Annotated in this window: 24 protein-coding genes, 1 tRNA gene and 1 pseudogene; 12 read left to right on the forward strand and 14 right to left on the reverse strand. The window is 50.7% G+C overall.

What is annotated here, in order from left to right:
- Position 1: 1 nt before the first annotated feature.
- Complete coding sequence (locus ACN2TU_RS20385; protein ID WP_435157967.1) at positions 2-1,669, reverse strand: ABC transporter substrate-binding protein; 1,668 nt, start codon at positions 1,667-1,669, stop codon at positions 2-4.
- 572 nt (positions 1,670-2,241) lie between these two features.
- The gene (locus tag ACN2TU_RS20390) at positions 2,242-3,669 is read right to left on the reverse strand and encodes an amidohydrolase (protein WP_435157968.1); all 1,428 of its coding nucleotides are present in this window, start codon (positions 3,667-3,669) and stop codon (positions 2,242-2,244) included.
- A gap of 234 nt (positions 3,670-3,903) precedes the next feature.
- On the opposite strand from ACN2TU_RS20390, the gene ACN2TU_RS20395 reads away from it, so the two are divergent.
- The 4 genes from ACN2TU_RS20395 to ACN2TU_RS20410 all read left to right on the forward strand — a co-directional run bounded on the left by ACN2TU_RS20395 (position 3,904) and on the right by ACN2TU_RS20410 (position 6,044).
- Positions 3,904-4,197, forward strand: a complete 294-nt coding sequence (locus ACN2TU_RS20395; protein ID WP_435157970.1) for a GYD domain-containing protein — start codon at positions 3,904-3,906, stop codon at positions 4,195-4,197.
- Between the two features lie 158 nt (positions 4,198-4,355).
- Positions 4,356-4,991 (forward strand): hypothetical protein, encoded by a 636-nt coding sequence (locus tag ACN2TU_RS20400; RefSeq protein WP_435157971.1) that lies wholly within the window; start codon positions 4,356-4,358, stop codon positions 4,989-4,991.
- Between the two features lie 91 nt (positions 4,992-5,082).
- On the forward strand, positions 5,083-5,736 hold the full coding sequence (locus ACN2TU_RS20405) for a nucleotidyltransferase domain-containing protein (RefSeq protein ID WP_435157972.1): 654 nt from the start codon (positions 5,083-5,085) through the stop codon (positions 5,734-5,736).
- Positions 5,733-6,044 (forward strand): DUF8154 family protein, encoded by a 312-nt coding sequence (locus ACN2TU_RS20410; protein ID WP_435157974.1) that lies wholly within the window; start codon positions 5,733-5,735, stop codon positions 6,042-6,044. The genes ACN2TU_RS20405 and ACN2TU_RS20410 overlap by 4 nt, the downstream gene beginning before the upstream one ends.
- 137 nt (positions 6,045-6,181) lie before the next feature.
- On the opposite strand, the gene ACN2TU_RS20415 is transcribed toward ACN2TU_RS20410, so the two are convergent.
- Positions 6,182-7,375: an iron-containing alcohol dehydrogenase family protein gene (locus ACN2TU_RS20415; protein ID WP_435157975.1), complete on the reverse strand. Its 1,194-nt coding sequence runs from the start codon at positions 7,373-7,375 to the stop codon at positions 6,182-6,184.
- Positions 7,376-7,657: 282 nt separating this feature from the next.
- On the opposite strand from ACN2TU_RS20415, the gene ACN2TU_RS20420 reads away from it, so the two are divergent.
- The 3 genes from ACN2TU_RS20420 (at position 7,658) to ACN2TU_RS20430 (ending at position 9,814) form a co-directional block, all read left to right on the forward strand.
- A complete protein-coding gene (locus ACN2TU_RS20420) occupies positions 7,658-8,842 on the forward strand; it encodes a LolA family protein (RefSeq protein WP_435157977.1) in 1,185 nt (394 codons plus the stop codon).
- A 290-nt stretch (positions 8,843-9,132) separates the two neighbouring features.
- Complete coding sequence (locus ACN2TU_RS20425; protein ID WP_435157979.1) at positions 9,133-9,501, forward strand: ArsR/SmtB family transcription factor; 369 nt, start codon at positions 9,133-9,135, stop codon at positions 9,499-9,501.
- A 1-nt stretch (position 9,502) separates the two neighbouring features.
- Entirely contained in the window at positions 9,503-9,814 is a 312-nt protein-coding gene (locus tag ACN2TU_RS20430) for a DUF7521 family protein (protein ID WP_435157981.1), read from the forward strand.
- 287 nt (positions 9,815-10,101) lie between these two features.
- On the opposite strand, the gene ACN2TU_RS20435 is transcribed toward ACN2TU_RS20430, so the two are convergent.
- The 5 genes from ACN2TU_RS20435 to ACN2TU_RS20455 all read right to left on the reverse strand — a co-directional run bounded on the left by ACN2TU_RS20435 (position 10,102) and on the right by ACN2TU_RS20455 (position 12,454).
- Positions 10,102-10,380 (reverse strand): winged helix-turn-helix domain-containing protein, encoded by a 279-nt coding sequence (locus ACN2TU_RS20435; protein ID WP_435157983.1) that lies wholly within the window; start codon positions 10,378-10,380, stop codon positions 10,102-10,104.
- A gap of 107 nt (positions 10,381-10,487) precedes the next feature.
- Positions 10,488-10,572, reverse strand: a tRNA-Leu gene (locus ACN2TU_RS20440).
- A gap of 338 nt (positions 10,573-10,910) precedes the next feature.
- Positions 10,911-11,084, reverse strand: a complete 174-nt coding sequence (locus tag ACN2TU_RS20445) for a hypothetical protein (RefSeq protein WP_435157984.1) — start codon at positions 11,082-11,084, stop codon at positions 10,911-10,913.
- A gap of 653 nt (positions 11,085-11,737) precedes the next feature.
- The gene (locus ACN2TU_RS20450) at positions 11,738-12,157 is read right to left on the reverse strand and encodes a VOC family protein (RefSeq protein ID WP_435157985.1); all 420 of its coding nucleotides are present in this window, start codon (positions 12,155-12,157) and stop codon (positions 11,738-11,740) included.
- 141 nt (positions 12,158-12,298) lie between these two features.
- On the reverse strand, positions 12,299-12,454 hold the full coding sequence (locus ACN2TU_RS20455) for an SWIM zinc finger family protein (protein WP_435157987.1): 156 nt from the start codon (positions 12,452-12,454) through the stop codon (positions 12,299-12,301).
- 19 nt (positions 12,455-12,473) lie between these two features.
- Here ACN2TU_RS20455 and ACN2TU_RS20460 point away from each other — a divergent pair, with 19 nt between their 5' ends.
- Both ACN2TU_RS20460 and ACN2TU_RS20465 read left to right on the forward strand, forming a co-directional pair.
- Entirely contained in the window at positions 12,474-13,667 is a 1,194-nt protein-coding gene (locus ACN2TU_RS20460; protein WP_435157989.1) for an arginine deiminase family protein, read from the forward strand.
- Positions 13,668-13,769: 102 nt separating this feature from the next.
- A complete protein-coding gene (locus tag ACN2TU_RS20465; protein WP_435158419.1) occupies positions 13,770-13,940 on the forward strand; it encodes a CocE/NonD family hydrolase C-terminal non-catalytic domain-containing protein in 171 nt (56 codons plus the stop codon).
- 760 nt (positions 13,941-14,700) lie between these two features.
- Here ACN2TU_RS20465 and ACN2TU_RS20470 read toward each other — a convergent pair.
- From ACN2TU_RS20470 to ACN2TU_RS20480, 3 genes and pseudogenes are all read right to left on the reverse strand, one after another.
- Positions 14,701-14,969 (reverse strand): annotated as a pseudogene (locus ACN2TU_RS20470) (hypothetical protein).
- An 83-nt stretch (positions 14,970-15,052) separates the two neighbouring features.
- Positions 15,053-16,369, reverse strand: coding sequence for a hydroxyacid-oxoacid transhydrogenase (locus tag ACN2TU_RS20475; protein WP_435157990.1), 1,317 nt, complete (start codon positions 16,367-16,369; stop codon positions 15,053-15,055).
- A complete protein-coding gene (locus ACN2TU_RS20480; protein ID WP_435157992.1) occupies positions 16,370-17,173 on the reverse strand; it encodes an N-acyl homoserine lactonase family protein in 804 nt (267 codons plus the stop codon).
- Between the two features lie 148 nt (positions 17,174-17,321).
- Here ACN2TU_RS20480 and ACN2TU_RS20485 point away from each other — a divergent pair, with 148 nt between their 5' ends.
- Positions 17,322-17,564 (forward strand): ABC transporter permease subunit, encoded by a 243-nt coding sequence (locus ACN2TU_RS20485; protein ID WP_435157994.1) that lies wholly within the window; start codon positions 17,322-17,324, stop codon positions 17,562-17,564.
- Between the two features lie 325 nt (positions 17,565-17,889).
- On the opposite strand, the gene ACN2TU_RS20490 is transcribed toward ACN2TU_RS20485, so the two are convergent.
- Together ACN2TU_RS20490 and ACN2TU_RS20495 are read right to left on the reverse strand one after the other, a co-directional pair.
- The gene (locus ACN2TU_RS20490; protein WP_435157996.1) at positions 17,890-18,426 is read right to left on the reverse strand and encodes a DUF6790 family protein; all 537 of its coding nucleotides are present in this window, start codon (positions 18,424-18,426) and stop codon (positions 17,890-17,892) included.
- A 419-nt stretch (positions 18,427-18,845) separates the two neighbouring features.
- Positions 18,846-20,333, reverse strand: coding sequence for a PTS transporter subunit IIC (locus tag ACN2TU_RS20495; RefSeq protein ID WP_435157998.1), 1,488 nt, complete (start codon positions 20,331-20,333; stop codon positions 18,846-18,848).
- Positions 20,334-20,592: 259 nt separating this feature from the next.
- On the opposite strand from ACN2TU_RS20495, the gene ACN2TU_RS20500 reads away from it, so the two are divergent.
- Both ACN2TU_RS20500 and ACN2TU_RS20505 read left to right on the forward strand, forming a co-directional pair.
- The gene (locus ACN2TU_RS20500; RefSeq protein ID WP_435158000.1) at positions 20,593-21,909 is read left to right on the forward strand and encodes an aminotransferase family protein; all 1,317 of its coding nucleotides are present in this window, start codon (positions 20,593-20,595) and stop codon (positions 21,907-21,909) included.
- Positions 21,910-22,072: 163 nt separating this feature from the next.
- A complete protein-coding gene (locus ACN2TU_RS20505; RefSeq protein ID WP_435158002.1) occupies positions 22,073-23,743 on the forward strand; it encodes an aldehyde ferredoxin oxidoreductase family protein in 1,671 nt (556 codons plus the stop codon).
- Between the two features lie 43 nt (positions 23,744-23,786).
- Here ACN2TU_RS20505 and ACN2TU_RS20510 read toward each other — a convergent pair whose 3' ends face one another.
- On the reverse strand, positions 23,787-24,419 hold the full coding sequence (locus tag ACN2TU_RS20510) for a type 1 glutamine amidotransferase (protein WP_435158004.1): 633 nt from the start codon (positions 24,417-24,419) through the stop codon (positions 23,787-23,789).
- Between the last annotated feature and the right edge of the window lie 154 nt (positions 24,420-24,573).

The following is a 24,573-nucleotide window of genomic DNA, read 5'->3' on the forward strand; positions in this document are numbered from 1 at the left end:
GCTAGAATCCCATTTCAAGACGGTTTAACCACTCTTGGTCTGGCCACCATGCATGCTGCGTCCAGGCATCCATCCCCGTGACGGATTTTTTATACCCGTAAATTTTATTGAACGCACAAATCGGCGTGACTGGTGCCTCTTTGATTACCAGTTTTTGTGCCTCCATGATCGCATTCTTTCGCGCATTTTTGTCTGGGTCGGCTTTCGCTTTGTTGAGGAGTGAATCGAACTTCTTGTTCTGCCAGAGAGAGTAGTTTGTCCCGCCTTCTGTTGCCGCGTTCTCCCCTTTCAGAATTGGTTCGAGTGCGTTGACCGCCCAATTACCACCGTATGCCATCGTCGTCAGGTGGTGTTTTCCTGCTTCGAGATTGTTGTACAGCGTCCCGGCCTCGAGCACTTTGAGATCGGTATCGATACCAACTTGTCCAAGCATTGGTGCCACTGTCTTCCCGATTTTCGCATATCGAGGGATGGTAAACGCATAGAAGGTGAGCTTGAGCTTTTTCCCATCTTTTGTGCGCGTTTCACCCTCCTTCGAATTCGTCCAGCCTGCTTCTTCGAGAAGTGAGCGTGCCTTCTTTGGGTCGTACTGTTCGCCCATTTTCTTCGCTTCGGATTCTTCTAGCGAATTGACGGCAATCGGTGGGACGATGCTCCAGATCGGGTACCCCTCTCCGCCGAGTGCAGCTTCAATGACCGGTTCTTTCTTTACTGCATGATTGATTGCCCGCCGAATACGTACGTCGTCCATCGGTGCCTTCTGTGTATTGAGCGCGAGGAATCCGGGACGAGTGTATCGCTTTCGCTCAAGGTTGGTGTTTGACGAATCTTCGACTTTCCCCGTGTCACTCAGTGCGACATAAGACGAACCATCTACCTTTCCTGACGTGAGTTCTTGGAGTAGTGTCGTAGATTCCGGCAATAGTTCGAACCGGAATTTGTTTACCTTCCCGGGGCCGGTGTTTTCCGCGAAATCGGGACCCCAATTATAATCATCGAATTGAGAGACCGTGACGGCCGTCCCTCGCTCCCATTTATTGAATTCATATGGGCCAGTTCCGACCGCTGTTGACTGACCATAACTGTCACCGGCTTCATTCACTGCTTTTTTTGAGGTGAAAGCGGTCGACCAATTCGTGAGGTTTCTCGGAAGCAGTGGAAACGGCTCTTTGAAGTTAATCGTGAGTTCGGTTTTCTTCGGTGCCTCAATCGAGTCCACTGGGCCAATAAGATATGAGTTCGGTGAATTTTCAAGAAACCGTTCGTAACTCCATTTCGCCACGTCTGCCGTGAATTTCTCCCCGTTATGGAATGTAACGCCGTCTTCCAATTGGAACGTGAATTCTGTCGCGTCTTTGTTTTTGCTAAACTCTTTTGCCAGATGCGGCACTGGTTTCTTGTTTTTATCGAGTCTAAAAAGTGTTTCATGGATCGCGGACAGAATCGTCGATTCGGGACGCCGAGTAGCCTTTTGCACGTCCAACGTGGAGGCTTTACTACTCATCCCAACAACGAACGTGTCTTTGTTTTTGGTTTTCCCGCCGGATCCGTCCTCATTAGAAGATTTACTGTCAGTACATCCAGCGAGTGCAACACCTACACCGCCGATCCCGATTGTTTTTAAATAAGTACGTCGAGAGAACGGATCATGTTTGTCAATTTCTGCCATGAACAGGAGAAGGAGACTAGATAGTGATTAATTTTTGCATACCGGTAGTATAGTATAGTCTGAGGGATATTGAGTACAAATAGAGTTAGATGATAGATGAAATACATTAGATCAGCATCGAAGTAACGATACTATCCAGGCCGTATCTGGTGACCGATGGTGGTCGGTGTGCTAGAATTGACCTGTCTCAGTCAGAATTGTCCAGCCGGAAAAGATCCGTCACAGACGAGCCACCACTTACCACTAAGGGGCGTTTGTGAGAATACTCGAATATCCCACTGCTAAAAAATAGGTAGATCGAACGTCGTCAAGTTCAAACCGATCGCGGTGATGATCGATCCTTCGGATGAAGGATACTCTGGATGATGCCATCGATATCGGGGGTAGGCACCTTCTCAGGTTCGTCGGATGGGTAGTGTGGAACGGGCATGGGTTTTGCCCAAATCTAAAATAGATCATCAATCATAATAATTGTTTCTGCTATACTGTGGATTTTGAATTAGTCAAATGTCACCTCAATCTGAACAGCAATTGCGATCCTGTTTGTCACAAAGAAGTATTAGACCTCCAAGTTAGCGGTTCACGAGTTTGTACGGGTCTGCCCCTTCGGGAAGCGGGCTCTCGTATTCATGAGTGGCTGATCGTTCTTCGAATTCCGCGCGTGCCTGCTGGCGGAGTTGGGAATCTGCGAGCAGATCTGCGAGTGTTGCCGCGATTGTTTTTGCAGCGAACTCCATCCCTACTGTTCCCAAATCCCTTCCAGCCGCAACGGCTTGCCAAGAGTGAGCAGGCGTCCCGACAGGCCATGTCGCAGCCCTGAACCGGCCGAGCGGGACATTCCACGAGACATCACCTGAGTCCGTCGAATAGGAGCCAGTCTGCCCCTCATCAGGCGCGTTGATGGGCCGGGGGAACATCGCTACCTCACGAGCGGCTTCGCGCTCAGACTCAGGGATATACTGAAGCGAATCCTCTACATCACCAAGGGTTTCACGGAGCTCTGCAGCGAATTTCGCCTGCTCGTCGTCGAGGGGAAAATCAGCATATTCCATATTTTTACGGATTGCGTCGGCGAGGATATGATTGGGCAAGACACCATACATTCCGGAAGTTTTCGTCGTGGCAAGGTCAGTTCGACTCATCTGGGCGGCTGCCGCAGCGATGTCGCAGACCCATTCGGAGATGCGCTCAACCTCCACACGCTCGGGGGCGCGCACGAGGTACTCTACACTTGCCTCGCCCGGGACGACGTTGGCTGCTGAGCCGCCATTTTGGATGACGTAGTGGATGCGGGCGGCATCGGGTATGTGTTCGCGCATGAATTCGACGCCCATGTTCAGAAGCTGTACCGCATCAAGCGCCGATCGTCCAGATTCAGGTGAGGCCGCGGCGTGAGAAGTCTCTCCTTGAAAAGTGAAATCGAACGCATCGACAGCAAGACAAGACCCCTTTCCAGGTGCGTTATACCAGCCGGGATGCCATGAGACGACCGCGTCTACATTATCGAAGGCGCCGTCGCGAACCATATACACCTTACCGCCACCGGCCTCCTCAGCTGGCGTGCCGAAGAAGACAACCGACCCAGACAGGTCATTGCGATCTATCGAACGCTTGATGGCGATAGCTGCGGCGAGGCTGCCAACGCCGAAAAGGTTGTGCCCACATCCGTGGCCAGGTGCACCAGCCTCCACCGGTTCGCGTTCAGCTTTCGCTTGCTGGCTCATCCCTGGCAGAGCGTCGAATTCGCCCATAGTGCCGACGACGGGGCTTTCGTCTCCGTATCGGGCAACAAAGGCGGTTTCAATACCGCCAACACCAGTCGTTATTTCGAATTCTTCCTCGTGTAGGACAGACTGGAGCCGTTCGCTTGATTTGGACTCTTGTAGCGCCACCTCGGGGTTCTCCCAGATATCTCGTGCGATCGTCTTCAGTCGATCACGTTCGGCCTCGATGGTATCGAACAGTGTCTGTTTTAGGGACTCGGATTCTTGTTCTGTCATGTGTTACCATTCACAGAAGACGCCAAAAGAGTTCGCCCACCGGCAGTCGAATCGAGGCTAATGTAGTCATATTAGTAGTCAAGTCACTCTGCCAACCTTGGTTGTGTGTTTGAGTGAAAGTTCACCAGATGATAGTAAATCAAGAAGAACTGTCGGTGTCCTCAAAACAATAATTAACTATCTGCCAATCGTACCTCGTGTGCCTCAGTCAACTGAGGGGGAAGGGATGGAACGATGGCAACATACATCTGCTTGTTCAACTATACACAGCAAGGAATCCAGAACATTGAGCAGAGTCCGGCACGACTCGACTCGTTTAAAGAGGTCATCGACGAACAGGGTGGCGAACTTAGGGGATTTTACCTCACGATGGGACGACACGACTTGGTGGCCGTCCTTGAGCTTCCCGACGATCAAACAGCGGCACAACTGCTCCTTCGACTCGGCAGTTTAGGGAATGTGACGACGGAGACTCTCAAAGCATTTCCTGAAGAAGAGTACAGAGAGGTCATTGACGACCTCCCGTGAAAATCGATTTTTACTTCGACTTGATGATAGAAAAATTTACTCTTGTGAGTCAAAAGCGCGTCGTCGAGCTGATGAATTCGAGGAACATACTCACTTTCGTCAACAGCCGTTCCACCACCCAAATAGCAAAGATACTACACACGAATAATTCCGATACAATGCCTTCATTACTCGAACGACTCCTCGGCAGTGGCACGCCAGACGAACAAGTCGATTTAGAATCGCGACAAAACAATGCAGATGAAGCGCTCCACGAGGCAGTCGAGCGTGGTGGCTACGCCGTCGACGACTGTGGTATAACGGGCGTTGCGGTTGTGAACGAAGGACCTGATGGAGAACCAATCGTCGTGCCAATCGCTCGATTTTCTCTCGGAGAGGATGTCGAAAATCCTGACCAAGATCTCGTGTGGAATCTCGTCGGCGAGGCTGCACTCGCGATGCAAGCCCCTTTCGACGATGTCTTCGTCCGCCACTATGATATCCAATTCACGTTTGATGGCGACAAGCTCTTCGAGGCAGAGGAGTGTCGGCGCGTTCTTCTGACGGACGAACTCGTTGACCGGTACGCAACTGACGCCGGCTTTACGCTCGCGAATCTGCGTGACGCTGTATTTGCTGCAGACGATATTGACGATGAGATCGCCCCAGTTGCGTGGGGCGAGTGTACAAACTATAGTCAGACGAACAATGCAGCCATCATCGTTGCCGGGACAACGGCAGCGGCGAGTGCAAGCGCGAGTGCAGCAAGCTGTGCTGGTGCTGGAGCGGCTGGCGGTGCAGGGGGCACGTGCTGACTGGTTGCTCTCTGACTTGCCCACAGAGCTACTCGATACCACAGGCACAACCGATATATGAGATGTAAACGTTTATGCCACATATAACAGTATGCGTGTAGAGTTACGCCTCCCATTGCCAGACGAACAGATTTTCAGGTATGAAGCGATGGACGATATCCTCGAAATTACAGCTCAAAACCCGACACAAGAATTCTCAAATCGTGAGTTACAGACACTCACCGGATTCGGCGGCCCAAGCGTCTCAAAGGCACTCACACTGCTTTCCGCACTTGGGTTGATCACGCGTCGCGACGTCGGGCGGAAATCGCTCTACCAAATCAACGACAATCAACTGCATGAAGCCGACGACCCACTACTGGAAATTCCCCAGTCGACCTTCCGACAACCACTCGAACGATTCAGAGACCGCGTCACCGAGGAACTCTCCTCGATTGCTGGCATCGTTTGCTTTGGTAGCGTCGCACGAGGCGAGGCGGATCGCGTCAGCGATATCGATCTGTTCGTGCTGGCTGACGACGACGAACTCGTGGCCACACGACGAACAATCTCGAAAATCAAATCAGATCTCGAAGCACAGGTAATCGACGGGCAGCGATACGAGTTTGAAACCTTCGTTGAATCACCTGCCAGTGCCCGCCGCCGAGGCGCAGATCTTCGACCGGTTTTCCAAGAAGGGGTCGAACTCTACACAACAGACATGCTCCAGGACATCAAGCAAGAAATCTTCGGAGGGAATGAATGACATCGAAAGAGATCGAGAACGCACTCGCTAATGCTGAAGACGCATTTCAACGCTCACCCGACAATCCAGAAACGGGATTGGAATTCGTGACCGACCCGACCATCCTTCAACTGCGGAAGGCCTGTCGATTGCTTGATGCTGCACAATTCCTCATCGATCGCAATGGTCACTATACAGTGATCATTGAAGCATCGTTCGTGGGTATCGCTGGTGAGTACCGTGTCCAAACGATCTGTCAACTTGCGACGAAACTCCATGAGGAAGTCGTCAATCTCACCCGAACCACGGATTGTCTATGTAGCGACTGACCGGGAGCACAGCCAAGCAAAGCAAAAGTCCTCCATGTGAGTAACCTATCGGCCAACAGTGACAACAAAGAAAGAGAACACAGCAGTTGGATCGAACTTTACCCAAACGACGCCAAACTCGTATACTGTCGTTTGTATTACAATCTCGATTTGTACTCTAACACCCCATCGAATGCACGTTCTAAGATTTGCTCCATGTCGTCTTGATCCGTAATCCGTGGATTACCGGTGAGACTTCCGTCTTCGAGTGCTTGCTCTGCCAACTCCGGGATTGCATTGCGTTCCGCAGCAGTAGCAGCCAACGTATTAGGGATGTGAACCGAGTCACCGAGTTCGCGGACTGCACGAATTGCCTTGAATGCCTCTAATTGAACCCGGCTGTTGCGGTCGATAGGCTCGCCCAGAGCTTCGGCTATTTCGCAGAATTTCTGGGGTACTTGCGGCAAATTGTACTCCATTACGTACGGGAGAAGGATTGCATTGGCCAATCCGTGTGGGACGCCGAACTGGCCACCAATCTGGTGAGAGAGCGCATGTACCGCACCTAATCCGGCGCCGTTGAATGCCATACCAGCTTGCATGCTCGCTCTGGCCATCGCTGTGAGCGCGGTAACATCACCGTTACGATACTCGACAGCGCGGGTAAGGTTATTGCCGACTTTCTCGATCGAGTCAAGGGCAATTGCAGAGGTTTGACTTTGTGCTTTAATTGAAACGTATGCCTCAACTGCGTGTGTCAGAACGTCCATTCCGGTCGCCGATTTCACCGCAGGTGGGACACTCGCAGTTAAATCTGGATCAATGAGCGCAAGATCAGCGAGGAGTTTCACGTCCCCGATCTCTTCTTTGACATTGGTCTCGGAGTCCTTCACAATGCACCAGTGACCGACTTCACTGCCTGTTCCAGATGTGGTTGGAATGTAGATACTCGGTGGGGTTGCGTGGGGAACAGTTCCGCTCCCCTTGTAGTCAAGGATATGACCGCCATTCGTCGCGACGATCGATGCAGCCTTCGCAGTATCAAGCGACGACCCGCCGCCGATTCCAAGGACAAGATCCGCGTCGGCGTCGTCGTAGGCATCTGCTGCTTCGTGAACGACTGTATCTGTCGGATCGGGTTGAACGCCGTCGAAAATCGCGTAATCCTTCCCAGCTGATTCGATCGAATCAAATATAGGTTTGAGGACGCCCGCATTGCGAACACCCTCGTCGGTCACGATGAGCGCTCGTTCGGCATCAAACTGGTCGAAGTACGAGCCAATTTCTTCGGCTGCTCCACGACCGAACAACACCCTGTTCGGTACGTTCCATTCGGTTAGTCGGTGTGTCATTGTTGTAGTTTCATTTCCTGTGTTCTTCGTGAATGCATGGCCGTTACTGTGTCCAAATTCCGATTTCGGTATAGATAGTACATGTAGTTGATCTATACTTGTTTTGCCCCATACCTATGAGTGTTTAAATGGTTGCGGACAGTTTTTCAGACGTTCTTATCCAGTGGATACAATGAACCGTGCTTTTTAATAAAGTTATCCCGTGCAGCCTGCTCGCTAGAGAGTTATTTCGCCGCCAATTATTCGATACGCAATTAAACCTTCATTCAGCGTGTTATTAGTATGATCCGGTCGTTATCCCGATTCAAGCGGCACACACTCGTCGCACTATTGCTCCTCAGCGTCGTAGTTCCCGCAGTCCTCTGGGCCACAGGAGGTACAATAGGAAACGCAAACCCCTCGGTCGACGCCAATGTAACCGAGCGCTACCGCTCCATCGACGCATTTACTGGAACACAGACGGTCACGATGCGGACGAACGGCACCATCACATCTCGAAACGTCGCCACCGTCACGCTCGTCCCGGGAACCGACCGGAAACGAATCCGTTTCCAGAACGCGTCGAACCGGCGATACGATCTACAGGTTTCGAACGGATCGACGCTTTGGCTCCACGATATCGACAAAAACAACGTCACTGCGATCGAGTTGACGGGACCACCGACCGATTCGCAAAAGGCTGTCCAACTCCAACAGCTCGTCACGGCCGCTGGGCTGACTGACGACGCAGGCAAACCGCGATCCATAGGCGTGTCACCGTTACCCGTCTTGCCGCGGCACACTGGCGCCGCCGCCCAAGTGGACGCGAACCGTAGTTACAGCGTCGAGTTTGTCAAGACCGATACTGTAGGCGGTCGAGATGCATACGTACTCGACATCACCCCCGCGACCAACCAAAGTGAGGCTCGCTATAGACAACGGCTATGGGTCGACACAGAATGGTTCTACCCGCTGCACAAGCAGACGGCATGGACCGCCAACGGCACCCGACGGTCGGTATCAACGACGTATACGAACATGACGTTCGACGTGCAGCCGGCGGCGGACACGTTTCGTCCCGAGATAGATAGCAATACGACAGTACGGCGGCCGGACACCCCTGAGACGGAGTGGTACCAAAGCAGAGCCGATTTAAAGGCCCAGAGTTCGATCTCGGTACCGGATCCAACTGTGCCGCCCGCGTTTGAACTGCTCTACGCTACACGAACGACCGGCCGCATCGACGGGGTTGGACTCCGCTATAACGCTGACGGGCGCGAACTCTCGGTTGCGAAGTTCAACTACACCCTTGACATCGATTCCGACGAGCAGGATCTGAAGCTCGACGGCCAGCCGGCGACCCTCGACTACGGACCAACTAACTCACTCTCGTGGAATTGCAACGGCTACGGCCACACTGTCCGGGGAACTGGAGTCAAAATAGACCGCTTGATCGAAGTTGGGCGATCGGTAGGCTGTTCAGCCTAAAACCGCGCGATTCTCTGGGTCAGAAACTCGCCCCGGTTTTATATTATTCAACGGTTCGTCCGTCGAAATGCGATGGGCTCTGGTAATCAAACAATGTGCACCCACACCAGTAGGATGGTGATGTGGCCTCTGACAGCACAATGCCTCCTATCGCAGTCACCGCTGACGCACCAGCCTCTCCACAGTAGCACGGTGCCGCCCTGTCGTACTCGCGAAATCGGTTGCCGCGACTGTCGCCGTTCAAAACCCCATGAACCTATTAATCCGACAGGCAGTCTTTTGACCGAAACGTGAGTGAGGATCCTGCGCTGGGCGAGCTTCTCGACGTCCTCAGCGACGAGTACGCCCGGGAAATCCTCGCAGCAACGAGTATCAAACCAATGTCCGCACAACAGCTTGCCGACGAATGTGAAATGTCCAAACCCACAGTCTACCGCCGGGTAGACCGATTACAAGCGCATGGGCTCCTCGAAGAACAGACCAAAATTCGAACCAGCAACAACCACTATAGCGTCTATACAGCCACGTTATCGGAGGTCTCTATTGAGTTGGACACCGGATCTTTCGAGGCAACTGTGACGCGCACTGACGAATCATTCCCCGGAGAAGGGGAGAGCGACACCGCAGACCGCTTCAAGAAGATGTGGGAGGATCTCTGAAATGGCACCTATGGCCGCTGTTGTTAACTGGGTTATCATCGCGCTCGCCTTCGGGTCAACGCTCATCGGAGGGTACGTGGGATATCAAGCCTACCGTGGGTATCGCCGCCACGACAGCCGAACGATGCAAGCGCTCTCCATGGGCCTGTTTTTTCTCACGGCCGTCGCGTTCAGCTTCGCCTTTGTCGGCTCATTGCTCCTTCGCCAGGGCTACCTCAGTTTACAGTATCAGCAACCGCTTACCCTCATCACGCGGCTGTTTCAGTTCCTCGGAGTTCTGCTAATCGCCTACTCGTTGCATTCGCGAGGTTGACATCCTCCTCACCCTGAAGACAGAGGAATCTCACGACATCGCACCGCTGAGTTGGAATATTAGGGTTTGCAGTCTACCACCTCTGTCCGAGGTGTCACAGGAGTGATGCGGACAGGTGCAGGCCATCAGTTCGCCGGTGACTGGGTCGATGGAGACCACGTAGTGTGGTGATCTGCGGGCTTGTCGTGGCTCTCGCTGGCGATGTCAACGAGTCTGGAGGCATCGATGTAAAGAAGATCAAGATTCTCAACAAAGCAGTAGTGTCACTACATGTCTGTTGTATGTAATCAGTCGAAGGCAAGAGAATAGCAGCGTTTTCGTGCATCAGCAAACGAGAAGCGTGAGTTGACGAGATCGTGGTCTTCGAGTCGAGTGAGCGCGTAGCGAACCGTCCGGGCTGGGAGTCGAGTCCTATCGGCGAGTTCAGCCGGTGTGAGCGCATTGTCGTTATATTCGAGAGTCTTTACGACCAGTTTTGCACTTGGTGGGAGTTCGGACAGTACGTCAGTCGGCGGGTTTGTCTGTGGATCGGCTGTATCTTCTGGCGTTGGGGCACGTTGTTGCATTGGTCGCCAAATGTGTCTAGCAGGTCAAGACACCATTCATATGGCAGAGACGTCTGTCGAATTGAAACTGCTCTCGCGATATCGTTCGGGTTCAATGTGAAGAAAAGTGCGAGGGATGGGATTCGAACCCATGGACGCCTACGCGAGCGGGTCTTAAGCCCACCGCCGTTGGCCTAGCTTGGCAACCCTCGCGTGTCAGTCGAACATGGATAAGTGGTTTGCTAATTGTGGGAAGACGCTAAGAGATGGCGTTGTGCCGGGAGCAGTATTGACATCATCTGATACCAGGCAATTCGACCGCCGCAGTCCTCGCACACAAGCCACCACTTTGGCGCAGTGAATCGCTCACAGTGCTACGAAGTGTCAAGAGTGTCCGTTTAGCGGTTGAACGTTGGGCTATGATCGGCCTCATCGTATTCGTGACATTGCCAAGCGTGAATCAACTAAAATATCGTGAGAGTGCTCAGCCGAACACTCGGTCAAACGGTGCATCGCTGCGATTAATCGTTAGCGGGGTGTTTCAGTTGAACTTAACGTTGTTCCAGATCTTTCTCTGGCACGAGTTGGACGTTCGTGTTTACGTCTCGGGTTCGGTTTTCCCGAGCTGCGATTCGTTTTGCACGTTGTCGTTGTAACCCGTGCAGGACGATATCCATCCCTTCGGCTTTCGTGGTGACAGCGATCGCATAGCGTTTATCGTCCAAACACGGACTTGCTTCACCATTCGGGGAATGGCGCTGTGTGGACATGATCACTTTTGATGGTAACCGCGGTAGTCTATCGCACGATACACGTAGGGCTACGCCTCTAATTCTAAAAAGAATTGAGGCCTACTGTTTACTTTTTATAACAATTAGGTGGAACGAAGAAACAAGAGAGTTTGGAGTGAATACAGGACAGGTCGTAGATATGATCACTAAGTAATTGAGAGGAATGAGTCGTCTCAGTGAACTACTCCGCCCTACCGCGTTCGGGGCTACCCGCCCCTCACTTGTTGAGGACGGAGCTTCCTGTTTCTGTGTCGGAACGTGCACCCGAAGGCACAGCGGTTCCAGACTCCGCAGGCGACTTCCCTCTACGAGTGGTTTGGAGTGTCCCGCTCCTACCGGATGGACACTCGACTACCACGTTCGGCGCATGCGTGTTCTTGCATTCAAACACCAGACGCATTGTAGTGAGTATCGTACTCCCGCTTTCGAACGCGAAGGGAGTAAGGCTATGGCGTACTGTGAAAGTGACCAAAGACGGCGGGCGTATCCCCTCCCTACTCACTCCCTTCGGTCGTTCGTCGAGGAAGGGGTCTTACCCGCCTGCGATACAGATAATCTAAAATCCGTGGCAAACCCGATGGGGATGGTTATCTCTCGATGAGTTCGATGAGGTTTCCATCGGGATCCCGGAAGAACAGGATCCGGGATCCGCTCTCTGTTGTCTGTGGTTTGCTTAGCGTTTCGACATTCTTCGGGAGAGTCTCGAAAAATGTGTCGATGTCATCGACTTCAAGTCCAAGATGCTTCGCTCCTGGCTCATTGATTGCATTTTCTGGCCGTTTTTCTCCGGCTGGATCGTATTCGATTAGTTCGACCCGCGCACCCCCAGCGCTTAAATGCGCAAATCTTCCAGTTGCGCCCTCGACACTAACGGCTGTCGAGAACGACGTTCCGGAGACGGTAAACTGGTCTATAACGGTCAAATCGAGGATATCACGATAGAACTCCACAGCCCGGTCGAGTTCCGTCACAGTCACACCAAAATGGTGTGCATTTAAATCTGCCATGTGTCGATGTCAGGTAGAACACGCGTAAAACCGCTTCGGCCAGTATTAGTCTGATAGTAGATGTGTTGTTGTATTATATTTTGGGGAGTATACCAACAGAGGTCGTCACAGTCGCGCGATCAAGCTCAGCATCGTTCTCGTCTATGTCTGAAGGGAAGGCCTCAAAATCCCGTTCTCGACAGCGGCCATGTGCTTGCAGTAGGCGTTGCGGTGGACGTGGTTCGGGCACGTGCAGGCCATTAATTCGATAATCACATTGTCGAGAGAAACCGACGAAGTATGGGTTTTTACTTGCATAGTGTGACGATAGAGATGTATGGGAGAACATACCGCATATGCAGAATGGGATCGTCTCTCGGCTGTTCGGGTTCATACTCCTGGGATCGAGGTATGGGCTGGAACGCTCGACTATGAAACTAACCTCTTCGAACAAATGATTCCTCCAGAGCGGGCCCGTGCAGAACATAAAAAAATTACTACATGTCTCAAGGATGCAGGTGTGGAAGTACACCAGCTGGCAGACGATCTCGAAACGGCGGGTGCTCTTGATGATCTGATCCGTGAATCTATCTCGGAAATGGACGACAACTCGTCAGCAGATGTAGAGACAATTATTGAGACATTCAACTCCAGAGAGAAACTTAACCTTGCCTTAGCGCAGGTGTCGATGCAACAACCGAAGGAGCAAGTAGGTTCAACATCAGTGGCAATCGATCAGCCTCTTTCGAATATGTATTTTCAGCGGGATACAACGATTCTAGGGGACAAAGGGCCCATTCTGTGTAACATGTTTGAGCCAGTACGGCAACGGGAAGTCCCGATCGTCCGCGATGCGTGGGAGGGAATTGAAGCCGATATCGTCTACGAAATGGATGAACACGTAGAAGGCGGGGAATTCCTTCCAGCCGGTGAGTTTGCACTCCTCGGAGTTTCCGCAGATCTTGACGGGAAAGAACACGTAATCCGAACAAGCTACGCAGCCGGCCAAGAGCTAATGAATAGTGGTGCAGTTGGGTACGATGAATTTGTGCTTGTCCGTGCACCCCTGCAAGCCGATCGAGAGTTCCAAAAAGAACATGATACTGGCTCCCGGATAATGCACCTCTTAGGGTGGGTGAACATTGTCTCTGAAGATTTGATAGTTCTAGATGCAGATCTTGCACGCACAGCCAACGTGGATGTCTATGAGAGACATGGGGACGAATACGCAAAGGACCATTCGAGTAACCTCTACGACTATCTGACCGAAGAGAAAGGCTTCGACATTGTCGATGTCTCGTGGTCCGAACGATGGCCCACAAACTTCCTCACCATTGAGAGCGAAACGATTCTACCGCTCTATGAACCGGACGCTGACGGTGAGTATCACCCCGAAAATAATCCGACAATAGAGAAACTGAAGGAACTCGGTGTAGAGATCCTGCCAGACGGGGCAGGAATTCCTCGAGACGCGTTGACGAACGGTGGGGGCGGTATTCATTGTATGACGACTCCCCTTTCGAGAGAATAGACAGAGTGACGTTAAGCAAGATAATTTGGATTTCCGGTCACAAACATTTTCTCTGTAGACCCTATCCCTCCTCGTGGGTAGCCGAGGAAACGCGCAAGCGTAATATCCACTTCGTGGATTCCCGCGTCTTTAGGCGCAGGAGCATATCAATTTGAAATCTCGCCACTTATCCCCGAAGAGGTGTATGCTTGGAAGATTGCAGTGTGGCCGACAGCTCGTGTTTTCGAAGCAGGTCACCGACTCGAAGTGTCGAGTAGTAATTTCCCACAATAAAGTCGGAATCTCAACACTGGTGAAGGACTTAGCGGGAGTGAAATGGTTACTGCCGAGCAAACGATCCATCACAATGATGAATATCCACCACGTGTGAAGCTCCCAATCGTACCGATCGACCAACTCGAATCAAAAATAATCGAAAGGCCAGTTTAGGAACCGTTTTCGGTCAACTAATCCTTCGCGGATGTCAGAAACAATTGACGTTGAATGGGCGGATATCAATGTTACCGATATGTGGGCAGGAGCCAATAGTCAATGGGGAATTCGAGAGCTGACCGAGGAAGTTCTTGGGGAAGCTAGTGACTGGTGTTCGCTCACATTTGCGGACTATGAGGAGAGGCTGAAGGGACAGAAGAATCGATTGGCACCGTAGAGAATCACGGTTATAGTTTGGTTTTGAGAGACTGGTCAGAATATCTTTTTCCGGTACGTCCATTGATTGAGTTGGCTCGAGGAACCTCGGCCACCACACCACCTGTCGAAGTGAAGTCAGGAGCAAAACCTCCCTCGACAGGGTAGCTATGAACTCAAGGTCACACCGGCTACCCTCTTACCATCCAACCCACAACATCACGAATTCCGGCCCACACAGGGCATGATCCCGCTGTCATGCTGGCGGAGTAGACCTCTCGGGTCGGAATATCCATCTAAGAGAATGCAATAAGACACTACCAGCGGTGAGTACGAGTTAGATGTAGCCGATCTGGTGGGTTTGAATGGCTACACCATTGTTATTGGTGGGTGAGGAAGTTCGTGGTTACTCGTTGTCTTGCAGTGCAGCTGCAATCTTTTTGAGTTCTGCCTTTCGGAACGGGTTTGACGTGTGTTCTGGGTTATCGTCGTCCAGTTCGCCGATTTTCCAGAGGATTCCAGCCCGCATTTGTGGTTTAGATGGTAGATTGTTCGTGTCGATCTCGTACGGAGTGCTGCAAGAACTTCTTTCGTGAACGCTGTCGATTCAATCCGTTCGTGTCTCCCGACAGCCTGTCGAATTTCGTTGTGAAGTTCGTTGACTGTTTGTGTCATAGATTTAGTGGAGATGGGAGTTGGCATGGCGGTTCTGGTTTCTCCTGTGATGGAATCAGATCCGTGAGTATCAATTCTAGTCGCTATTCGTTCCAGTTATAAAGTGCGTCCATGAAAATGTCATGGACATTCTCCTCGGTTACCGGCCGCGGATTACACCGCAAAAGCCGTTCTTGGGTTTGGACGGTCTGCTCGGCCAGCCAGTCCACGTCGTCCTCCGTTATACCTGCTAGTTCGGTGAGCCCACTCGGAAGGACGTTTAGATCTTGCTGGAGCTGAATATACTGCGTCTTCAGTGCTTTTGCCGCTTCGTGATTGGTTTTCCCGGTTGTCTCCACGTCAAATAATTCCGCGAGGCGTGCGAACCGCTCGGGGTTACTTGCCGAGTTGTAATCGATGCTACTCGCTGGTGTGAGGACAGCAATTGTTTCTCCGTGGAAACTGTGATAACGGTTCCCTACAGGATAGGCCATCGCGTGACAAAGTGACGCTCCGGCCGTGAGCCCAGCAATGGCACCAAACAATGCCCCTTGAAGCATGTTCGAACGAGCTTCGAGATCATCACCGTTGTGAACAGCTGTGCGGACGTTGCTCGACAACAGGTCGATGGCCTTCTCTGAGAACATCTCGGTGAGTGGTGTTCGGCCAGCATATACCGGGCGCATTTCGGGGTCGGATGGTCGCAATAGGGAATCGTATTCGTGAGTGGTGTATCCCTCGATCGCGTGTCCGAGTGCATCCATCGCAGTGTTAGCTGTCAAATCTGGCGGGAGTGTCGTCGTCAACGTTGGATCAAGAACGGCTGCGTCAGCCCGGATGTGGTTGCTTGAAATACCCTCCTTAATGTCTTTTTCTTCGACGGAGAGGATAGCCACCGGCGAGATCTCCGCACCTGTTCCTGCGGTCGTCGGCATGAGGACAAGCGGCGGGCCGGATTCGGTGATGGAATTTCCTTGGCCGGTCGGTTCGGCGACATAGTCGAGTGGACTCCCTCCGTTGGCAACGACGGTTCGTACGGCCTTCGCGGTGTCCATACAACTCCCACCGCCAAGTCCAACGTAATAATCGTAACCGGAATCGCCTTTTTGATCCCGAACGAACGACACACAATCTTCAATGGCCTCGACTGAGGGTTCACGCTCCGAGTCATCGTAGGTATCGACTTTTAGACCCGCGTCAATCAGGTGGGACGAAACACGCTCAACGTGTCCGGCATCGACGAGTCCTTCGTCTGTAATGATGAGCCCGTTGGCATCTTCATCGACACCGAGATCGCGGAGCTGGAATGCGAGCTCTTCGGTCGCATCCCGTCCAAACCGTATCTGTGGCATTTGGATGTGCCAGACCGTCTCCGGCGAGAGTTCGTGGGACGGTGCGGACACAGAACGTTCGTATCCCATCTATCCCCACCCCGACTGAATTTCTTCGTATTGATCAGGATCGTGACCATAGACGATTTCCGCGTCGTGTTCACGCTCGATTTCCTTCAGTGTCTGAAGGCTTCGGAACCAGTGGCGATGACTCCACAGCAAACCTGCCCCAAGCGGCGTCTCGTCTTCATAGTTCTCTGTTTGGTAGATTTCGTCGCCCGCGAACGCGATGGTGCCCTCGTCGTCGAGGTGAACGACTGTTCCAGTCAACCCGGGTGTATGTCCCGGTAGGCGAACGAACTCTACGTCCTCGAAATGTGTCTCACGATCCTGATGGAGAACTCGCCAGTTCAGGTCGTGATCGAAATCTTCGAGGACGTATGCTGCACTTCCCTCCTCAGTTTTTGCCGAGTAGTAGGCAAATTTCACTTCTTCTTCGTGGACGAATACGGGTGTATCAGTTCCGTCGAAGTGATGAAGACCACCCGCATGGTCAAGGTGAAGGTGGCTCTGGAATACGTAGTCGATGTCGTTGAGGCTCCATCCCGCGTTTTCGAGGTCACCCTCAAGGGTATGTTCGTCAACGTCGTGTGGATAGAACGCCTCTTTCAACCCGTCGGGCCAATGGCCGTCGAGTGCGTCCTCATGGTTGCCGGTGTCCCAGAGAATAGTCCCCTCTGGATGGTCGATAACGAGATTGAACACTGGAATTGCGACATAGTCAGTGTCTGGATTCGGATCCGAATGCGATCCAAGCGTGTTTCCCTCGATGAGGTAGTTCAGATCGCATTGCAATTCGCCACGATCGATTACATCGATGGTCGCATTGACCATAGCTAGTTAGCACCACGATTATTAATTATACTTCTGCCCACATTGTTGATCAATGATTTTTTATTTATGTATATATGAGATGATCATCTACGAGAACTGGGGTAGGGTTGAGAGCGCATCAGATGGACACCGAAAGGCAATGCGAGCTATGATACAGAATCGGGATGCAACGAAGTTCTTAAGCATCAATACGCATCGGGTATCGGCGTTGTCCTTCGGGATTGCGATTGCAATCGACGGGATTACTGGATATCTATTGACGCTGATTTTCCCAGCGTTCTCGGCCACCGCCGGTGAGCAATATACGCTGATTGCATTCGCGATTATTGTGCTTGGTGGATTCTCTGTGAGAAGCCGATCAGCACATCATTGGCAGAAGCCGATGCGATGATCGACGCGGCAGACGCCAGTGCGGCGCACCTAATGATCGATCAAACCGAACGCTTCAACCCGGTTTATGAAAAGACCAAAGAAGTACTCGAGAAGGAGGCAAGTCTCGATGAACCGAGTCAGATCTCCTCGTGTTTGGAGTGTCGAGTTGTGCACTAATTGGATGGTCGTCAAAAGTACATCGGCATTTAGTCGGGGTTTCTGGCGGTGATCACTCGGTAGTCCGATGAGATCTCTGAGTTGGTCTCCACGTGAAAAACTGCGTTTACCCAAATGGCTTGAGGAGAGGACTGACGGGCTTTTATCAAAAGATGGAACCGCCCAAGTTATAGAACATAGAGCGTCAACAATACGAGTAAGACGAGCGACGTCAGAATATCCGTCCACAGAATCGGGCCTGCGTTTCCAGGACTTCGATTTCCTGTTTCACGTATTTCTTTCACATGGACAAAGGCAGCCCCGAGCATGAACACTGAAATCCCGAGCGCCGTTGCGATCCAGAAACCACCACGGAACCAGACACAGAGAAGACCCAGTGTTCCAAACGCGAGATTTGCAAACGCGACTTCTCTCTGGAATGGATTTCCTGACGGCCAGCCGATGAACGCTGCTATCTCATCGGGCCTGAAGTAATGGCCTAGGAAGGCCCAAATCCCCTGGAGGCCAACAACAATTACCAAGAATGCAAGTAAGAACGCTTCTACGGCTGGTGTATTCCAGAGGAGAATTTGGGAAATTCCTGCAAGGACAGCCCCTACAGGGAACAGAAGTGGGATATAATCACCGACTGTTCGGTCGGAGGTCGGTTGGTCTGTAATTGGTGCTTTGGGTTCTGGTGTCGACGATCGTTCCCCGTGAGCCATGTCGGGACACCTCCGTCAGGTGTATGCGGATACTACGCTCTGTGATTCAATAAATATAGTAGAATGGGTGTTTCGCAATCGATTTCCTCCTCCATCGCGAGAACACAGACCGTTCTCGACCAAAATCCGAACGATCCCCACCGCCTTGATGCCGATAGTGACGGGCTTTCGTGTGAGTCAATTTGAATAGATTCACTGGGCATTGTTTAGATGCGGAGAAAGCCCGTTTCTCCTGCTACTGACGCGAATAAACAGCCTTTAGTTAAATCGTGAACTTCGCAACTGCGATCGTTGGGAGAGAATTTGATACTCAGAATTGATTAAATCGACTATAGACGGAGTGAATTCCACAGATATTCACTCGGAGGCTGAATACACCATTTATGTCAAAAGATACACTATTGATGTCGCGTAGTCGGTCATATATTCGTCTTCGTTGGCTGGTTCGCTGTCGAGCTCTCGGAGTCATCTCCTGTCTTACCATCGCTGTTAGCAGCCACGATAGCAGGCATCTCTCTTGTCCACCGGTAACAGATGTACGTAAAACACGCGGCTATAATCCCTCCAATAGCCACCATTCCGCTAACGTCATCCGGAATCCCTAACGGGGCAAAGAGGCCGAGAGACCACCAGTTTCCGCCCACACTCAGTGCCGAGACGAGTTGAGACCCGTTCGTATCGATAGACTGGAGTCCTCCAGTTATGTGGCCCATTTCAGTGATGTAGGGTGCGAGGAGCGTGCTTGCAAGAGTGACGATCGTCGTCATGATTCCACCGCTGATGACTGTTCGAACGAGATTCCCGTGACTAATTGCTGCGGCCCACATACAGAACATTGGTAGCGTGACGAGATCCGCTAATGGCATGACGACAACACCAGGGATAAACGCGAGCCCGAGTGCGTACGGGATAAGCAGGAGTCCAGCAACAACAGCCGTCGTGTCCGCGAACACAATCGCTCCTGCATCAATACCAATTACAATCTCTTCTCCTCTGAACCGCTCGCTTCCGTTCACACGAGCGGATGCTTGTTCAACTAGCGGATCAAGTCCCTCAACGAGGAGTTCAACCATTCGGGGAAGTAACGTTAACAGTCCAGCGACGTACATTGCTGTTCGAAACGTTTCAAGCACTGACTGTTGCGCAAGCACGCCGATGAACAGTCCAACGAGAAATCCCAAAACAATCGGGTTCCCGAGACTGCCGATACGTTGTTCGAGAGCATCAGGACTCGCGTTCATTGTGCCAATGATCGGAAGTGACCGAAGGAACCGGTCTATGGCGAATGCAAAAGGTGCTTGAAGAACGCTCTGTGCGTGTGGAAGACTCGCCCCCGGGATGTCGAAATACTCCTGAGCGAGTTCAGATGTCCAATCAGCAAGTCTCAGGACGATAATCTCGGTGATGATCGCAGCAGCAAGCCCTAGTACCCAGCTTCCAGTAATCAAATAAACAACAGCTGCATTGAACGCCCATTGCCAATAGTTCCAGATATCAGCATCAAGGGTACGAGTCCATCCGAATACGAGTAGAAGAAGGTTTACTCCGAACGCAAGCGGGATTACAAGGACAGTCACCCCCATTGTCCACGTGAATCCTGCAACGGCAGCCCATCCGATATCCAGCCCGATAAGGTTCAGCTCCCAAACCGCTGCAAGCGCTTGGACGGTTTCCCCAATCGGGCCTAATACGAACTCTAAGACTGCAAAAATACCGACGAATGCAACGCCGACGAGGAGGGCAGATCGTATCGAGGTGGATATCGGTAACCGAACAACTACGCCGAGTGAAAAGATAATTATCGGCATAAGTAGCGCTGGCCCCATGGAAGAAATCAGAAGTTGTAGTTGTTTCAGAAGCTGTGCACCAGTCTCTAATTGCAGTGGTAACTCAATGGAAAGCAACATTATCGTACACGCTTCGCGTAATCGTTCACGCGAGAAAACATACGATAGTATGTTTCAGATTGCTACTTAAATATCTCGGTTCCCAGTAGCGCCGATTAACGAATCAGACCGGGATAGGGCATTTGAAATTTTTGATTACCATCAGATCAGGAGAGACGACCAGTAGAAAACAGCAACTTCGGACTTGGTCTACTTTCTAACTCTATTGTCGTATCATATTCGAATAAAGGTTTATTATGCTGGAATAGAGTTAGCCACCATGTTCCAACAGGAACCAACCAAGGACGATATGAAGTCGATCCACCATTGGTATGATCCGAATAGCAAACCACTGAATATTGTAGAAGGGAATGAAGTCTCTGTCTGGGATGACAAGGAGAACGAATATCTCGATTTTTGCTCTCAGTTGTATTGTGTGAACTTAGGCCATAGCAATGAAGAAGTAATTAATGCGATGGATGAGCAGGCTCGACAAATTCCATATGTTTCATCTGCAAAACGCACACCCCCTCGCGAAAGGCTGGCTAACAAACTCGCTCAGGTCGCACCAGGTAATCTCTCAAATACATTCTTCTCAGTCTCTGGAAGTGAAGCTAATGAAACTGCCGTCCAAATTGCTCGAGAATATCAAGATGCCCCCACTGTCCTCACACGCTGGCGATCGTATCACGGTGGGACATATGGTGCCGGTGCCTTAACAGGTGATCCAGAGACGCGTGCGACGATTGAACGCCATGCGGCAACTTCAGGTGCGGCGAAATTCTTACCGCCAATTCCAAAAGCGTTTGATACAAATGATCCCGAGGAGCTTGCAAGGCAGGCGGGTGAGCATCTAGAGTTCGTTATCAGAAATGAAGGCCCTGATTCAATTGCCGCAATATTAACAGAACCAATTGCCGGGACGAGTGGTGCCTTCCCCGCTCCGCCAGGCTATTTTGAACATGTTCGAGATCTCTGCGATGAGTATGATATCCTCTTGATCTCTGATGAAGTGATTACCGGCTTCGGTCGCTGTGGGGATTGGTTTGGAATACAAACCGAGGATGTCCAACCTGACATGATTACCTTCGCGAAAGGAATTACAAGTGCATATGCACCACTTGCCGGCGTTATTGTTACTCCTGAGCTAGCATCATTTGTACAATCAAATGGTTTCGATATCGGGCAAACCTTTGGTGGTCATCCTGTTGGCTGTGCAGCTGGTTCAGCTGCATTGAATGTTTATGCTGACGGCGTTATCGAGAACGTTGCTACTCAAGAAGCAACGCTCCGTACAGGCCTACAAGATCTCGAAGCGACCTATGATGTTGTGAGTGATATTCGCGGTCGTGGCTATCTATGGGGTATTGAATTTGCAGATCCAGAAACTGGAGAGGCCTTTAATGATCCACGTGTCGATGATGGCTCAAATCCTGTTACTGATGTCCTAGAAGAAGCTCGCGAGCGAGGAGTTCTGTTCGGCGGTGGTCGGCCAGGCTTTCAGATTATTATTTCGCCACCACTAATTGCAGACCAATTTGAACTTGAACAAGCCTTAGATACTCTCGAGGCCGCGATTTCCACGGCATTTGAATGAACGGTTATCAAGGAGGAAATTCAGCCACAGAATTCGACATCTATAAGAAGCAGTTCAGAATAGTCGGTATAGTCTGACCGTGATTTAATTTTTCGATTTAATTTTAAACTAGATCCTATTTAGCATGGGGTTTTATAGCATCCAATAATTAATTGATTATCAAATGCTACACGCAAGAGGGTCGCTATTAACGATCGACGTTGGAGAGCAAACGGCAACCATAGAACCAATTGATGATATTTTGCAGTCCTTTATTGGAGGTCGCGGTGTTGGCACTAAATTAGCTCATAAGCGGATACCATTTGATGCAGACCCATTCGGATCAGAGAATAGTTTGTTCTTTACCACAGGCCCGATGCAAATATCCAACATGAGTTTTACCGGCCGAATGAATTGCACTAGCATTTCACCATTAACCGATGGGTTGCTATCGTCGAATGCTGGTGGTTACCTTTCTCGTAATTTTACAGACACCGGTTATAGTGCAGTAGAAATCACAGGAAGTGCTGATGATTTACTTGCAATACATATCACGGATGAGAATGTAGAATTCGAAACAGTTCCTGAACTTCATGAGGCGACAATTGATGAAACAGGAGACTATTTCGAAAAAACGCGTGACCTTGGTGAAGATCAATTAGTCGCAATCGGCCCTGCAGGTGAAAACCGTGTCCGTTTCGCTGCGGTGATGACGACGAGTCATCGAGCATTTGGTCGAGGCGGGCTTGGTGCTGTACTCGGTTCAAAGAATGTGAAAGCAGTTAGTTTTGCAGGGCAGTCTCCACCAGAGATAGATATCTCATCAACTCAGATGGACGTCCATCGAGAGGCAGCAACCGATGACAATATTATGAAACGGCAGGGAACAACCAGCGTTACCGCACTTGCGAATGAAATGGATGCCTTCCCTACTCGTTATTTTGAAAAGCAATCGTTTGAAGGCGCCGACAAAATCGGAGGCGAAGCAGTAGAGCAAAAAAAGCATACGCGGGGAACATGTTCAAATTGCGCTTTTGCTTGTAAGCTCCCTACAAAGGATGAGAAAACGGGATTGGAAACAGAAGGGCCGGAATATGAGACGGTTATGGCGTTTGGAGGAAACGCCATGGTAGATGATATCGTAGCGATCATGAAATCGAATGATCTCTGTGACAATTTTGGACTTGACACCATCAGTGCTGGTGATGTGGTCGCCGCATATCTAAAAGCAGAAGATGAATTTGGTAATGTCGAACTCGTCCATGAACTACTACATAAGATCGCATATCGCGAAGAAGAAGGAGATCTTCTTGCAGAAGGAATCAATCGATTTGCCGACGAGCTCGGGGTGAAAGATTGGACTTCGAAGGGAATGGAATTCCCTGCTCACGATGGACGCCGGTTGAATGGCCAGGGACTTAGTTTTGCGACAGCAAATCGCGGAGCAGATCATATGTATGCAGAGATGTATTCATATGAATATCCGTTAGTGAGTAAAGAAGATGCAATCGATCCAACTGGCGTTGCTGGGAAAGCCTCCCTGCTTATCGATGCTGAAAACGAAAATGCGATCAATGATAGCGGAATAATTTGTAAATTTTCAGGGAGCTATTTGAATCGTGAACGCTATGAAAATCTTCTCGACGCTGATTATGAAGATCTCTTAGAGATTGGAAGTCAAATAGTTGATCTCGAGCGCCATTTCAACAATCAACGAGGTTTTGATAGGACAGACGATACATTGCCGTACGAAATAGAAGGATTGGATTCAGCACTTGATGATTACTATTCGCGCCGTGGATGGAAAAAGGACGGGACGGTACCTAATGGAGTGACCGCAATTCGCAACACATAGTTGAGTTTGAGGAAAGAGTTCAGAGATACAATTTTGACCCAGTTTAATTCTCTTGACAATATCGAGCGAAGTTATCGAGAACCCGTGTCGCATTTGAATCTATAAATGAATGCTCACCATCAGACCAGTCACTTGGTCGATCACGAACTCGCTTAGTGAACTCGGGATGAAACTGTACAGTCCAGACAGGTGCTTGAGTATGCCGGCTGCAGAAACAATCACTGTATTCAGTTGCTGCGATAGACTCCATTTGTGAACCCGCTTCGGTTACCAGATCAGCGTGGAGAACAGGAACGACATCGGAAACACCTTCGAGAATAGGGTCGTCTGTTTGCCAGGTCATTTCGACAAAAGTTGAGCGTCGATGGTCTTTTTCGACGGTTCCACCGAGGGCCGCGTTAATGAGTTGATGCCCGAAGCAGATACCGAGTAAAGGAATTTTTTGGTCGATACACTTCTTAACCAATTCAGATTGTTGACCAACCCAATCTACATGTTTCTGATCATATACGCTCGCCGTGCTTCCGCTAATAACAACGCCAGTATATTTTTCGAGTGATGGTTCAAATGGTTCGTCTGCATAGACCTGATAGTCAGCATCTGGGAGATGGTGATCAATTTCTGGGCCAAGATATCGATAATCCGGTCGGACTTCGTCGTCGAGAACCAGTATCATACACGTTTTTTGTGGATGAGAGACAATAAATCATAGTGTTTTTGATTGACGTTCTAATTTGAGCAAAATTATACCAAGCTAGTTTCATCTCTTCTACCAACAAAAGCAGGATACAAATACAATGTCTACATGTGTATAGATGCTACCTCGGCTC

This window comes from Haladaptatus marinus (genome assembly GCF_051194195.1).

Excerpts from the sequence above, each read along its gene's own strand:
- ACN2TU_RS20385 (WP_435157967.1), bottom strand. The coding sequence starts at position 1,669 with ATGGCAGAAATTGACAAACATGATCCGTTCTCTCGACGTACTTATTTA.
- ACN2TU_RS20390 (WP_435157968.1), bottom strand. The coding sequence starts at position 3,669 with ATGACAGAACAAGAATCCGAGTCCCTAAAACAGACACTGTTCGATACC.
- ACN2TU_RS20395 (WP_435157970.1), top strand. The coding sequence starts at position 3,904 with ATGGCAACATACATCTGCTTGTTCAACTATACACAGCAAGGAATCCAG.
- ACN2TU_RS20400 (WP_435157971.1), top strand. The coding sequence starts at position 4,356 with ATGCCTTCATTACTCGAACGACTCCTCGGCAGTGGCACGCCAGACGAA.
- ACN2TU_RS20405 (WP_435157972.1), top strand. The coding sequence starts at position 5,083 with ATGCGTGTAGAGTTACGCCTCCCATTGCCAGACGAACAGATTTTCAGG.
- ACN2TU_RS20410 (WP_435157974.1), top strand. The coding sequence starts at position 5,733 with ATGACATCGAAAGAGATCGAGAACGCACTCGCTAATGCTGAAGACGCA.
- ACN2TU_RS20415 (WP_435157975.1), bottom strand. The coding sequence starts at position 7,375 with ATGACACACCGACTAACCGAATGGAACGTACCGAACAGGGTGTTGTTC.
- ACN2TU_RS20420 (WP_435157977.1), top strand. The coding sequence starts at position 7,658 with ATGATCCGGTCGTTATCCCGATTCAAGCGGCACACACTCGTCGCACTA.
- ACN2TU_RS20430 (WP_435157981.1), top strand. The coding sequence starts at position 9,503 with ATGGCACCTATGGCCGCTGTTGTTAACTGGGTTATCATCGCGCTCGCC.
- ACN2TU_RS20435 (WP_435157983.1), bottom strand. The coding sequence starts at position 10,380 with ATGCAACAACGTGCCCCAACGCCAGAAGATACAGCCGATCCACAGACA.
- ACN2TU_RS20450 (WP_435157985.1), bottom strand. The coding sequence starts at position 12,157 with ATGGCAGATTTAAATGCACACCATTTTGGTGTGACTGTGACGGAACTC.
- ACN2TU_RS20455 (WP_435157987.1), bottom strand. The coding sequence starts at position 12,454 with ATGCAAGTAAAAACCCATACTTCGTCGGTTTCTCTCGACAATGTGATT.
- ACN2TU_RS20460 (WP_435157989.1), top strand. The coding sequence starts at position 12,474 with ATGGGAGAACATACCGCATATGCAGAATGGGATCGTCTCTCGGCTGTT.
- ACN2TU_RS20475 (WP_435157990.1), bottom strand. The coding sequence starts at position 16,369 with ATGGGATACGAACGTTCTGTGTCCGCACCGTCCCACGAACTCTCGCCG.
- ACN2TU_RS20480 (WP_435157992.1), bottom strand. The coding sequence starts at position 17,173 with ATGGTCAATGCGACCATCGATGTAATCGATCGTGGCGAATTGCAATGC.
- ACN2TU_RS20485 (WP_435157994.1), top strand. The coding sequence starts at position 17,322 with ATGATACAGAATCGGGATGCAACGAAGTTCTTAAGCATCAATACGCAT.
- ACN2TU_RS20490 (WP_435157996.1), bottom strand. The coding sequence starts at position 18,426 with ATGGCTCACGGGGAACGATCGTCGACACCAGAACCCAAAGCACCAATT.
- ACN2TU_RS20495 (WP_435157998.1), bottom strand. The coding sequence starts at position 20,333 with ATGTTGCTTTCCATTGAGTTACCACTGCAATTAGAGACTGGTGCACAG.
- ACN2TU_RS20500 (WP_435158000.1), top strand. The coding sequence starts at position 20,593 with ATGTTCCAACAGGAACCAACCAAGGACGATATGAAGTCGATCCACCAT.
- ACN2TU_RS20505 (WP_435158002.1), top strand. The coding sequence starts at position 22,073 with ATGCTACACGCAAGAGGGTCGCTATTAACGATCGACGTTGGAGAGCAA.
- ACN2TU_RS20510 (WP_435158004.1), bottom strand. The coding sequence starts at position 24,419 with ATGATACTGGTTCTCGACGACGAAGTCCGACCGGATTATCGATATCTT.